Origin of the sequence: Imperialibacter sp. (assembly GCF_040222815.1) — a bacterium.
Classification (GTDB): Bacteria; Bacteroidota; Bacteroidia; order Cytophagales; family Cyclobacteriaceae; genus Imperialibacter.
In genome coordinates, this window is record NZ_JAVKCH010000039.1 from 149,529 (window position 1) to 161,994 (window position 12,466).

General features: G+C 47.7%; 12 protein-coding genes. 3 read left to right on the forward strand and 9 right to left on the reverse strand.

What is annotated here, in order from left to right; genetic code table 11:
* Positions 1–27 precede the first annotated feature (27 nt).
* The 3 genes from RIF36_RS19440 to RIF36_RS19450 form a co-directional block, all read right to left on the reverse strand.
* Positions 28–909, reverse strand: coding sequence for a cyclase family protein (locus tag RIF36_RS19440; protein WP_350129140.1), 882 nt, complete (start codon positions 907–909; stop codon positions 28–30).
* 90 nt (positions 910–999) lie between these two features.
* Positions 1,000–2,715 (reverse strand): PAS domain-containing hybrid sensor histidine kinase/response regulator, encoded by a 1,716-nt coding sequence (locus tag RIF36_RS19445; protein ID WP_350129137.1) that lies wholly within the window; start codon positions 2,713–2,715, stop codon positions 1,000–1,002.
* On the reverse strand, positions 2,712–3,854 hold the full coding sequence (locus RIF36_RS19450; RefSeq protein WP_350129134.1) for an FIST signal transduction protein: 1,143 nt from the start codon (positions 3,852–3,854) through the stop codon (positions 2,712–2,714). Before RIF36_RS19450 ends, RIF36_RS19445 begins: the two co-directional genes overlap by 4 nt.
* A gap of 252 nt (positions 3,855–4,106) precedes the next feature.
* On the opposite strand from RIF36_RS19450, the gene RIF36_RS19455 reads away from it, so the two are divergent.
* Together RIF36_RS19455 and RIF36_RS19460 are read left to right on the forward strand one after the other, a co-directional pair.
* Complete coding sequence (locus tag RIF36_RS19455) at positions 4,107–5,792, forward strand: GMC oxidoreductase (RefSeq protein ID WP_350129130.1); 1,686 nt, start codon at positions 4,107–4,109, stop codon at positions 5,790–5,792.
* A 10-nt stretch (positions 5,793–5,802) separates the two neighbouring features.
* Entirely contained in the window at positions 5,803–6,366 is a 564-nt protein-coding gene (locus tag RIF36_RS19460; RefSeq protein WP_350129127.1) for a gluconate 2-dehydrogenase subunit 3 family protein, read from the forward strand.
* A 7-nt stretch (positions 6,367–6,373) separates the two neighbouring features.
* Here the strand turns inward: RIF36_RS19460 and RIF36_RS19465 are convergent, their stop codons facing one another.
* The 4 genes from RIF36_RS19465 to nudK form a co-directional block, all read right to left on the reverse strand.
* Entirely contained in the window at positions 6,374–6,796 is a 423-nt protein-coding gene (locus RIF36_RS19465; RefSeq protein WP_350129124.1) for a hypothetical protein, read from the reverse strand.
* A 40-nt stretch (positions 6,797–6,836) separates the two neighbouring features.
* On the reverse strand, positions 6,837–7,865 hold the full coding sequence (locus RIF36_RS19470) for a glycoside hydrolase family 43 protein (protein WP_350129121.1): 1,029 nt from the start codon (positions 7,863–7,865) through the stop codon (positions 6,837–6,839).
* A 45-nt stretch (positions 7,866–7,910) separates the two neighbouring features.
* Positions 7,911–8,450, reverse strand: a complete 540-nt coding sequence (locus RIF36_RS19475; protein WP_350129118.1) for a DinB family protein — start codon at positions 8,448–8,450, stop codon at positions 7,911–7,913.
* Positions 8,451–9,004: 554 nt separating this feature from the next.
* On the reverse strand, positions 9,005–9,586 hold the full coding sequence (nudK, locus tag RIF36_RS19480; protein ID WP_350129115.1) for a GDP-mannose pyrophosphatase NudK: 582 nt from the start codon (positions 9,584–9,586) through the stop codon (positions 9,005–9,007).
* A gap of 81 nt (positions 9,587–9,667) precedes the next feature.
* Between nudK and RIF36_RS19485 the strand changes: the two genes are divergently transcribed.
* Positions 9,668–10,414, forward strand: coding sequence for a DeoR/GlpR family DNA-binding transcription regulator (locus RIF36_RS19485; RefSeq protein ID WP_350129112.1), 747 nt, complete (start codon positions 9,668–9,670; stop codon positions 10,412–10,414).
* 5 nt (positions 10,415–10,419) lie between these two features.
* Here RIF36_RS19485 and RIF36_RS19490 read toward each other — a convergent pair whose 3' ends face one another.
* Both RIF36_RS19490 and RIF36_RS19495 read right to left on the reverse strand, forming a co-directional pair.
* Positions 10,420–11,664: an alkaline phosphatase family protein gene (locus RIF36_RS19490; RefSeq protein ID WP_350149541.1), complete on the reverse strand. Its 1,245-nt coding sequence runs from the start codon at positions 11,662–11,664 to the stop codon at positions 10,420–10,422.
* Positions 11,665–11,750: 86 nt separating this feature from the next.
* Positions 11,751–12,461 carry a hypothetical protein gene (locus RIF36_RS19495; RefSeq protein WP_350129106.1) on the reverse strand — a complete coding sequence of 237 codons (711 nt, stop codon included), beginning with the start codon at positions 12,459–12,461 and terminating at the stop codon, positions 11,751–11,753.
* Positions 12,462–12,466 lie beyond the last annotated feature (5 nt).

Consider the following 12,466-nt stretch of genomic DNA (forward strand, 5'->3'; position numbering starts at 1 on the left):
AGTGGCGGTCCTGCCCTCAACCGACATTTATCTCCCTACCTTGGCATAAGCTCTCACCGGGAAAGTACCCATTCCTTTGATTTTCGGAGGCACGGCGTGGAAGGTGTAGCCAAAAGCCGGTAGCATGTCGAGGTTGCACATGTGCTCCACGATGAGGATGTCGGCGCCAAGAAGGGTTGAGTGCACTGGGCGGCTTTTGCCTCGGGTATCATCGATATTGTGGCTATCGATACCTACCAGTTTTACGCTGCACTCCCTGAGGTATTCTGCCGCTTCTTTGGTGAGGTAGGGATGCTCGGTGAAATAAGCTTCGGTGTTCCAGTTGGTGGCCCAGCCCGAGTGCACCAGCACAGCCTTGTTTCTTATTTCTTTGTTTTTGAAAAAGTCTACGCCAATTTCCATGACGCCTCTGGCTTCAATGGTAATGCCGTCTAGCCCTGTAAACGCAGTGAGGGGCACTTCCGATAGATCCATGCCCTCTTCAAAGAAATGAAATGGGCAGTCGATATAGGTGCCCGTATTGGCTACCATGTCAATGCGCCCAATTTGAACGGTCGCACCCTTGTCATAAATCTCTTTTGACTGCTCCCTACTCAGGTAATCGCAAATGACAGGGGCAGGCAGCCCTTTGTAGGTCACCAGCCCATCGAAAACAGTATGGCTGAGATCAATGAGCTCTTCTCCCTGCGCTATCGAGATGGGAGACCGCTTGTGCTCTTCGGCGATGTAGCGCTTGTTGATAATTTTCACTTTGCCCACCATCAGCAGGCGCATGTCCCATACGATGTAATCAGCCAAATCCTGGTCAGAGATCGACTCGCCGCCGATGTCGAGCCGAAACTCCTGGCCTTGTATGCCGCCACCGTTGGTGAAACTGATATCAAAATCGAATATTACTCGTTTGGACATGGCTGTTTGATTCGTCAACCGAATATAACGAAACCAAATCAGAAGAGTTGGGAATCACGAAGAAGTATCTGTTTGCTAACCTTTTGAAGGTTAGTTAAGTCTCAGGTTTTTCGAAATTCTTTCAAAAAGATCGTTAGGGTTGAATGGTTTTGTAATAAAATCATTCATTCCTGCCCGCATGGCCTCATCCTTCACCTCCAATACTGCCGAAGCTGTAAGAGCGATGATGGGGATCAGTTGGTATTTTTCTTCGGGAAGCGCACGAATCTCCACGGTAGTCTGATAGCCATTTTTTATAGGCATTTGTATGTCCATCAGAATCAAATCGAAGTTGTGTGATTTCAGTAACTCAAGTGCCGAATCTCCGTCGTCGGCTATTTGTACATCACATTCCCAATTTGACAGGAATCTGCTGGCTACGTACTGATTCACCTTGTTGTCTTCTACCAGCAGCAGAGAGGTTCCCTTCAGGCTTTTTCGTGTGGCAGTGAATGGCTCAGCGATCGTCCTCGTCTGGCTTTCAGCCTTTTTGAAAGGCAGGTGAAACGTAAAAACAGAGCCAACGCCTTCTTCGGAGGTTACCGTGATCGATCCTTTTTGCAGTTCAAGGAGCTGTTTGGTGATGGTCAGGCCAAGGCCTGTGCCACCGTGCTTTCTGGTGGTGTAAGATTCCGACTGAGAGAAGCTTTCGAAGATCATGTCTAGTTTATCAGGCGGTATGCCAATACCAGTATCGCTGATGCTGAACGTGATATCCACATGGCTGCCCCTGTCTTCCTTTACTGAGGCGTCTATTTTTACGGAGCCTTTGTCAGTAAACTTCAAAGAATTGCCAACAAGGTTCACAAGAATTTGGTTAAGTCGCCCCGGGTCACCAATGACGCAGCGAGGCATATTTTTATCCCAGTTGAGCTTGAGGAAAATCTCCTTTTCGTCTGCCTTGTACTGGTAGGCTTGTTTGATGCTGTTTACAAGTTCAAACAGATCAAATTCCTCCTCCTCGAAGTCAATCTTACCAGATTCGATTTTACTGAAGTCAAGTATGTCGTTGATGAGTGTGAGCAAATGTTCACCTGAAAATTTCAGGGTGCTTACGTAGGTTTTTTGGTCTTCGGTAAGGTTGTCTTCCAGCAAAAGAAGATTGGTCATTCCAATGACAGCATTCATAGGAGTCCTTATCTCGTGGCTCATCGTAGACAGGAACTGGGCTTTTGCCATGCTGGCTTCTTCCGCTTTTTCTTTTGCATCTATCAGCTCCTGCTCGGCCTTCTTCCGAAGGGTGATGTCCCTTATAATGACGATGTATGTCTGATTGTCTTCAGTGTTAAATGGACTGACCGAGACTTCGCAGGGTATCCTTTCCCCCTCTTCCATGTTGATGTAAACCAAAAACTGCGCCTCTTCACTACCTTTAAAAGCGTTGATAAACTGGGGTAAATTTTCGAATTCACTTAGCAGAGATACAAAGCAGGTACCCTTCAACTCTTTTTCTTCTTTTCTGATAATTTTTTGCGCCGACTTATTGACACCAAGTATTTTCCCGGACGTATTGATAGAAATAACACCATCCACTACACTGTTGACGATGGCCGAAAGGTAGGCTTCACTTTTTTCCTGATTTCTCTTATTCAGATCAAGCATTTCCTCCGACATCAATTTTATTGATCGATCTCTGAACACAAGATCGTTCTCAAAATTGGTGTAGCTATCGCTGACTGCCGCTAGTAGCTGCTCCTGAAATTCTTCCGGAGTTTCGCTGCGTCGCTGGATTTTCTTTAATTGCCTTTCAAGTATGCTGTGTCTCATTTCTCAGTGATCAAAGTGATGGTCATTGTTTGGTTGTGCAGCTCGCACTGATCTGTTTTGACGTTGGAAGAGATTTCACCGTAGGAATAGAAGCCTATTTGCTTGGTGTTTTTGTCAAACACTGACTGCACTGTTTCTACTTCCTCTTCGATTCGGTGCCCAAGCACCAGTTTTCGTCCTACACAGCTAATTAGGATAGCCAGGCTCTCGCCGTTTTCTTTGTGTCTATTTTGTGATTCTGTAATGCTGGCGGCTTCGTTGGCGCCATCAATCAGGCGGTCGAAGTTGGACATCATGAGTTTAGCCATATAGCCTTCCGGAATGTCGCCAGCAAATGTCATGCTCTTGTCTCCTTCGTTTACAGCCAGAATTGTGCGAACAATTCCTTCTTCTTGTGAGTCGGCTGGCCTTATCATCAGCGGGAAGAGAAGAGCGCTTGATGGCAGCTCTTCGGCTTTTTCACCCAGGTATTTTTTGTATAAATCTAAAGCTGGCTTCCCGTCCAACTCATAGAGTACATTAGATTTGGATTTTGTCACGACCCTGTCTGGCCCAAAAGGATCCCAGCCGCCAATTGATCCCCGGCCAATATGAATATGGTCACCGTAGAACCCTACAACAGCCACCTGACCAGGCAGTGCGTAATCATTGCAAGCTACAAGCGTGCGGCCAAAGTCGGCACCGTCGCCAGATAAGCCGCCTGATATGATGACTTCCTTAGGTAGCTGACTGCTAATGCCTTTGATTAGATCGCTTCCGTTAACGGCTAGGCCGTCGGATAGTACAAATACTGATTTGAGACCTTCTTTGCTGATCGCTTTTCCCAGCTTTTCCCCTACGCCATAGGATTGGTCGCTGCTGTCAATAAATTCATAAGCAACATCGAGAGTAGTTTTGTCGAATCTTATGGCTGTGGCGACTGCGTTTCCGTCAAGAACTTCGTCTTCAATTATTTCGCCCGCTGTGCTACACCCAAGGATTTGGGCCGTTGGAAATTTTTCTCTTAAGGTGGCGTAGATTTTTGGTTGAGCGATTACTTTGGTTGCTCCAAAGAATAGAACGAGCTGCGGGTCAATATTTTCGTTGGCGCCGTAATTCTCCCAGGAATTACCTTTCCAGATCAATTGAGTGGTTTGCATGTAGCTTTTGGTTGTTGGACGATACAAAGAAACAGCACAGCGTTCTCGTTTTGGGATTATTTAGAAGTTTGGGACGATTCGTCGGATTAAGTTACTGGTTTACCCGTTTTTTGGGGTGGCTCGTCGAAGTGCTCAAAGAGCCGCCAAAAGTGCAAATTGAGGCTCCTTTTATTAAATCCCCCTGCTTTTTGTAGCGGTTCGTTGCTTACTTTTCTAACTTGGTTTTAGTTGATAACACCTTGATGACAGATTATGGACAACACTTTCGATGCGATTGTGATCGGCTCAGGCATTTCAGGGGGCTGGGCTGCCAAAGAGCTTTGCGATAAAGGACTTAAGACGCTTGTGCTCGAAAGAGGCAGAGACGTGGTACACAACAAAGACTATCCCACTGCTAACCTACACACCTGGGAGCTGGAGCACCGGGGTGCGCTGACAGAGAAATTCAGGAAGGATAACCCGCTGATAACAAAGGCGGCTGGGTTTGGAGAGGATAACAAGCATTTTTTTATTGAAGACAAAGACCATCCTTACGTGCAGGAAAAACCTTTCGACTGGATTCGTGGCTATCAGGTGGGGGGCAAGTCGATCACTTGGGGGCGTGCAACACAGCGCTGGAGTAAGTATGAATTTACTGCACCGGAGCGCCAAGGCTATGGTATGAACTGGCCTATTGGCTACGATGACGTAGCGCCCTGGTATTCGCATGTTGAAAAATTTATGGGTGTGTGTGGGACCAAAGATGGCATTGAGGCCATGCCCGACGGAGAGTTTTTGCCCCCGTTTCAGTTCAACTGTGTGGAGCAGCACATGAGCGACAAAATCAAAGAACACTTTCCTGACCGGCACATGGTGCACGCCCGATGGGCTCACATTACGGAGCCGCAGGAGATTCATTTGCAGCAGGGCAGAGGCAAGTGCCAGGCAAGAAACCTGTGCATGAGAGGCTGCCCGTTTGGAGGGTATTTTAGCTCAGTATCATCTACGCTGCCCTGGGCGGATAAAACGGGGAACCTGACGATAAGACCTTTCTCTGTTGTGCATTCCGTTCTTTACGATGAGGCAACAGGCAAAGCCAGCGGGGTGAGGGTGATCGATGCAAATACTAAGGAAGTAATTGATTTCAAGGCCCGCATCATCTTTCTGAATGCTTCTGCACTTAACAGCACACTGATATTGCTCAACTCGAAATCCAACCGTTTCCCAAATGGCCTGGGCAATGACCATGACCTGTTGGGCCGATACGTAGCTTTTCATAATTACAGGGCCTGGGTTGCCGGTGATGTGGATGGATTCGAAGACAAGTACTACTATGGACGAAATCCGACTGATCCCATCATCGCCAATTTTCGCAACCTTGGTGAAAGAGATGCAGATTTTGTCGGAGGCTATACCATCTTTGCTGCTGCGAGAAGGAGCACAGGAATTCATTTCAAAGAGCCAGCCATTGGCGCAGCTTATAAACTATCGCAAACCGAACCGGGAGTTTGGTATGTGTATATGTATATGCAAGGAGAAACCATTCCCAAGGCAGAGAATCATGTGCGTTTAAGTGACACCGAGAAAGACCAGTGGGGTATTCCGCTGCTGGTGACTTCAGTTGGGTATGACGACAACGACGAAAAGATGGTGAAGGACTTTATCGAGCAAGCCACCTTGATGATGGAAAAAGCAGGAGTGAAAAATATAGAATCGGATGATAGTAAGCAGGCGCCAGGGTTAGATATTCACGAAATGGGAGGCGCAAGAATGGGGACTGATCCGACTAATTCAATTTTGAATAAATGGAACCAGGTGCACCAGTGCAAGAATGTGTTCGTAACGGATGGAGCCTGCATGACAAGCACGGGCAACCAGAGCCCGTCGATATTGTACATGGCAATAACGGCCAGGGCGGCCAATTATGCTGCCGAGGAGTTTAAAAAAGGCAATTTGTAAAACGAAAGTGATGAATAGAAGACAAGCGATATCAGCGACTGCGCTCCTTATGGGTGGAACCATGGTAGGTGCCCAGGCATTTTTAAGCGGGTGCAAGCCATCGGCTCCAAAAGAGGGGCTTTTTGGTGCCGACGACATAGCATTGCTGGATGAGGTTGGGGAAACTATCCTTCCAACAACGGAGGGCTCTGCGGGTGCCAAAGCCGCAAAAATCGGCGAGTTTATGAAGGTGATAGTGACTGACTGCTACAGCGAAGAAGAGCAAAAGGTATTTACTGAGGGGCTGGTTAAACTGAACAAGGCAAGCCAGCAAATGCAGGGAGATGACTTTATGGTTATTAGCTCAGAGAAGAGAGAGTTATTGCTTGTTGCTCTTTTGGAGCAAGCGGAAAAGTACAATGAAAGCAAAGCTGAGGACGAGCCTGTTCACTACTTTACGATGATGCATCAGCTCACCAATTGGGGGTACTTTTCTTCAGAGCCTGGGGCTACGCAGGCACTCAGGTATATTGCCGTGCCGGGAAGATGGGAGGGTTGTGTGTCCTATGCTAAGGGCGACAGGGCCTGGGCCTAGTACTCATTTAAAGTTTGATCAAATAACTATACTCATCAATCATTTCGTGCTCTTTGCTGAAGCTGGCTCCCTGCAATTCAAAGAAACTACAGCAATTTTCAGAAACAGCCTGGTATACAATCGTGCAAATCACGGTTCCGGCATCACCAAGCTTTAATTCAAACTCGGTAGACCCGTCTGCGCTTCTCCAGCCTATTTCATCGGACACTATCTGGTTGTCTGCAATCAAAAAGGCGACTTCCTGCCCGGTATCGGTGGCTTTCAATTTGATGTCGGCCGTGCTGATCGTTCCATTTTCTATCAGATTGGCGCCGGTTTCCAAATCCACAATTTCAAGTGTAAACGTCGTTGGAGGACTGGTGCATTCTGACTTGCAGCCGCAGGAGTAGCAGAAAAACAGTATGACAGCAATTGAAAATATGGTTTTCATGGTATTGAAGTAGTTGCTCAAATATACAAACCAAGACCTGCTAAAGTGGTCTGGCCTCCACACCTTCAAAAGTAATCTTTACAGGTTTGATGGTTCCGTCTTCATTGAACTCCAGTTTGTCGATGCAGGTAACTCTGTGATCCCGTCCTTCGTTCGGGATCGGGCGACGGTGATACACAATATACCACTCGTCGGTGTTGGGAACGTTGATCACAGAATGATGACCCGATCCTGTGGCCACCTCTGGGTCTTGCGACAGGATCGTGCCGATTCTTTCAAATGGTCCAAAGAGGGAGTCGGAAATGGCATAAGCTACCCTGTAGGTTTCGTCGCCCCAGTTGCCTTCACTCCACATAAAGTAGTACTTGCCGTTTCTAATGGCAAACGTCGGGCCTTCCACATAGCCTTCCGGCGTAATTTCTTTCACCAGATTACCGTCTTCAAAGGGTACAAGGGCAGTGAAATCATCGTTAAGCTGACCGATATTGCAGTGTCGCCAGCCACCATACACAATATAGTACTTACCATCCATCGCCTTGAATACATACTGATCGATGGGCTGGGCGCCGTTGTAGAACTGATCGATGAGTGGCTTTCCGAGGTAGTCAGTAAATGGGCCAGCCGGATTGTCGGCTACTCCGATCCCAATGCCGCCCTGCTGTTTGGCTGCATGGGGGTTGTCTTTCCAATAAGGCCCGTCCTGGTTTTGGATGTCGTTGGCTGCGAAAAACAGAAAGTACTTCCCGTCTTTTTCTATGGCAGAGGGTGCCCACATGGCTCGGTTGGCCCATTTCACGATGCTGGTATCAATAATACCCTGATGCTTTGTCCAGGTGACGAGGTCTTTTGATGAAAAGGCATCAAGAAAAACCTGTTCTTCATATTTCGCTGAGAACGTGGGGTAAATCCAGTACTCATCGCCAAACACCACACCTTCCGGGTCGGCGTACCAACCTTCCCAAAGAGGGTTGCCTGATAGCGCCTTCTCTTTCGTTTGACTGGTTTTGGTGTTTTGCTGACACCCGGATAGGGCAAGTAGCAACCCTGCAAAAGCAAATACTTTATTCATTGTAAAAGACTTGATGAACGAAAAAGTGAAGAAAGCGAGAGAATGCTAGAACTCAAAGAAGGGAGGCTCGATTCCTTTCAGTCTTAAATAGATAATAGCTTCAGCCCGATGGTGGGAGGTGTGAGCGAAGGCCCTGAGAAGCAAATCACGTCCAGTGTGCTCTCTCCAATAGTTTTCATCTATGATGCCCTTTCTATCCAGCTCTGATAATGATATTTTTTCAATCACAGAGGTGCAATAGTCAAAGTTTTCTTCAATGTAGGCCCTGGCTGCCGCTTTGGTGATTTCTTTGGGTTCCGGCATGGCTTGCTTCCCCTCGAAGGGTGCAATGTAAAAGGAGTTCCAGAAGGCCATGTGCGTCAGCTGCCTGCCAAAGCCCATCTGCTCAGGAGTTGGGGCATAGTTGAAATGCTCTTCTGGCATTTTGTCAAGCACTTTCAGTGTATAGCCTTTGCTGGTTTCCCAGCGGGGGAGGAAGTCGGATTTGAAATCTGTTGTGTGACTTCTGCCCCAACCGACTATTGGCAAGGTTGTGAGCAGTCCAGCACCCGCAGCTATTTTGGTGAGAGATTCTTTTCGGTTCATCGGCAAAAGGATTTACCGAATATATGGTTTTTTTGGGCGAATATATTGGAACCGTTTTGTCATCATTTTTGCTGGAAAGGGCAAAAATACCGCCAAAACTACCTGCTGCATTGGCCGGCGTGGGTTGAAACCCACGCCTATGGTGTGCCGCCCCGATGGGGCTTGTTAACCGCTGCTGTTTACTATAAAGCCAATCGTCCATTGACTGCCTTGCGAACGAAAATTCTGAGCCCCGTTTTGTCATCATTTTTGCTGGAAAGGGCAAAAATGTCGCCAAAACTACCTGCTACATTGGTCGGCGTGGGTTGAAATCCACGCCTATGGTGTGCCGCCCCGATGGGGCTTGTTAAGCACTGCTGTTTACTGTAAAGCCAATCGTCCTTTGATTGCCTTGCGAACGAAAATTCTGAGCCCCGTTTTGTCATCATTTTTGCCGGAAGGGGCAAAAATGTCGCCAAAACTACCTGCTGCATTGGTCGGCGTGGGTTGAAACCCACGCCTATGATGTATCGCCCCGATGGGGCTCTCTGGTGTTGTTGGGCCGAAGCCTGTTCCTAGTTTAATCTTCCACCCACGTAAAGATGCTGTAACAAAATCACTGTCTTCGCATCTTTGATTTCTCCCGTTTTGATCATTTCAAGTGCTTTCGCAAAAGGAACCTCCAGTACGTCAATATCTTCATGCTCGTCAACGCCACCGCCGTCACTCACTTTTTGGTCTTTTGTGTATTCGGCAATAAAGAAGTACAGAATCTCGGTGACGGAGCCGGGGCTCATGTAAAGCTCAAATACTTTCTCCGGCTTGCTGATCTTGTAACCTGTTTCTTCTTCTGTTTCTCTGCGGATGCACTCTTCGGGACTATCTGCATCCAAAAGACCTGCGCAGGCTTCAATCAACATGCCTGTGTCATTGCCATTCACATAGGTGGGCATGCGAAACTGCTTTGTGAGGATCACTGTTTTTTGCTCGGTGTTGTAAAGCAAAATGGTGGCGCCATTGCCTCTGTCGTAGCACTCTCGTGACTGAGTGAGCCATTTTTCGTCCTTCCCTTTGATTTGGAAGTCGACCTTGTAAAGCTTGTACCAGTTGCCGGATAGCAGCTCTTTCTTTTCAATTTTAATATTGGGATTGTTCATATGTAATCATTAATCGATCAAAAGTAATCATAAAACAATCATTTTCAATAATTCTATTCTATCTTTACAAAAAAGAATCCTATGAGCAGCAAGGCGAGGCAAAAGGGAATACTTGAGCAATTGAAGGTAGGTGAGGAATCGTCGGTGAAAGAGCTGGCCGATCTGTTCGAGACCTCGGACATTACCATACGAAGAGACCTGGTCGCTCTATCAGAGAAGGGGCTATTGGTACGCACCCATGGCGGGGCGATGTTGCCGGAGAGTACGGGCTTTCATCAGAAGGAATCGAGGAACAATGAAGCCAAGGCATACATTGGTAAGCTGGCGGCTTCTTATGTGAAAGCGGGCGATATCATTTTTATGGATTGTGGTAGCACCGTTTTTCAAATGTGTGCTCACTTAAGAAAGCTGGAGAGGCTGACGATCATTACTAATTCGCTACCGATTGTTTCGGAGCTTTTAGGCCAGCCGGGCTTCACTATCAACCTGGCGGGGGGCGAAATAGATGTTGGCAGGAAAGCAGTTCATGGCAGAGTGGCGTTGGAGCACATAGCCCGATATAAGGCAGACAAAGCGTTTGTCGGGGTAGATGGATTTTCGCTGGCTAACGGACTGAGTGCCAGCGGCGAGAAGGAGGCTTCCATGACGCTGGCCATGGGCAGTCGGGCGAAAGAAACCTACCTGTTGTGTGATGGCACAAAATTGGAGAAGGACAGCTACCTGCAGTTTGCGGCTCCTTCTTTGTTCGACTTCCTTGTCACAGATAAATCGGTGACTACGGACATAATCAATAAGTACAGAAAGGCTGGAATAAGGCTGGTTTGTTGAGGAAATTACTCCACGTAGACATTCTCCAGCACTTCCCGTTTTCCGTCAATATCATGGGGTGTTGTTAGCCCGAGAATTCTGGCAATGAATGGGTAGACATGTACATTGTCAAAAGCGTCAATTTCCAATCCTTTTTTGATATTCGGGCCTTTGGCATAGAAAATAGCACCCATTTCAGGGGTCACATACGGATCGAATCCATGCACGCCCCATGGTGAGTTCATCACAGCTTTTCTGGTGTCGGGCGAACCGCTTCTGAAGTAGTGCCCGGGCTCAACAACTAATACCAGATCGCCAACTCTGGGGTGCTCTCGGTAATGCCACTTTTCAGGGGTTTCCGTTTTCCGATAGGTGGAATAGAAAGTTTCATTTTTACTAAGCTGCTTGAAGAGCCTCTCCTTGATCAGGCTGTCTTCTTCGTAAACGTGCACAACAGCGCCACTGCTGGCTATTTGAACGCTGTCTTCGGGAGCAAAGAGATTGTCCAGATAGACGAAAGTTTCGGGAGATTCTTTCATTTCATACATGCCGTGGTCGGAAGTGATAATGATGTCTACGGGTAAATTCAGCTCAGCTATTTTTGTGTCGATGAGCCCAAGTAGCCTATCAGCTTCAAATACGGTTGTTTTTAACTTCTCTGAGTTGGGGCCGGAGTAATGCCCTTCGCTATCTACCAGCGAAAAATACAAAGAAATGAAACGGGGCCTTTCCTCTTCGGGTAGCTGCAGCCATTCCACCACTTTTTCTATCCGGTCTTCGTTGGGCACTGCACCATCATAAATCTCGTAATAGTCGGGGTAGCTGCCTGCCACTGGCGCTTCTGATCCTACCCAGAAATAAGAAGCTGATTTCAGCCCTTGTTGCAGTGCCAACTGCCAAAGAGGCGTGCCGCCATAGTAGTAAGCATCCTCCACCAGCTCCCTTTTTCCCATGCTGTATTCCACCTTTCTGGCCGGATCGTAGAACGTGTTGTCTACCAATCCATGATGGCCGGGGCACAAGCCCGTCACGATGGTGTAGTGATTGGGAAAGGTTTTGCTGGGGAAAGAAGGAATCATGGCTTTTGCAGCTGTGCCCTCTTTGATGAAATCGAGAAAATGGGGAGGCTGGTATTTGGCAACATAGTCATGCCTGAAGCCATCGAAGGAGATGAGGAGCACGTAGGGTTCTTGCTTTTTGCCTGGAGTGCAGCATTCAAAAGTGAATGCAAGAGCGGCAAGCGCTGAAAAAAAGGCAAGGCGTTTGGTCATGATCTGGTTGGCTTACCGGTGCCTAAAAATAGGGCAAATGGACTGAAGCAGGGGCAACTTCACAAAAAGATAATGTAAGTTGGGCTTTAAGGCAGGATGCTGTAGGCGGCGGCGAACATGATCACCCGATTGTTGTAGCTTAGCTCCGGAGGAGCACAGCCTTCGTAGCAAACTGCATCGTCGGCCTGGAATCGGTAATAGAACTTTCTTCCCAGGATGAGTGATGCCTCCAAAGTGAGTCTATCGAAGACTCTGACGCCTACGCTTGAAATCATTGGGAAAGCAAGGCGTAGCTCGCTGTTGTAGGGTGCTTCCAGGTTCAAGTTCTCAGACTGTTCATTTGGTGACAGATCGTCACGGTAGCTTCTCGAGGCCTGTTGCACAAAGGATGGCCCGAACCCCCAACTGACAAAAGGGGTTACTCTGGTCTTCAGTATATCATAAGATATCCGAACGGGGGCATAAACCCTCGAAACCTTGTAGGTAACTTCTGCGGGACTAGAAGGTGCGCCAACAAATGAACTGGAAACTGATGCCTCATTTCTGTACCGACTGCCCGATTGAAGAAAGGTGGCTTCGGCGGTCGCTCTCAGCCGATAAGGTAGTTTGTAACTAGCGAAAATGCCTAAAGCTTTCGCTTTTGTTGGGGTGTAAGAAGCCTTTGGGCTTTCGTTGGGAAGCGTTTTGCCCCAGCCACTGTAGCCCAGCCCTCCTTTGAACCCGAAGCTAAAGTCGGACTGCCCAAAGCAAAAAAGGCTTTGGGCGATGAACATGACGAAGAGTAGGCTACTTTTCATTTGTT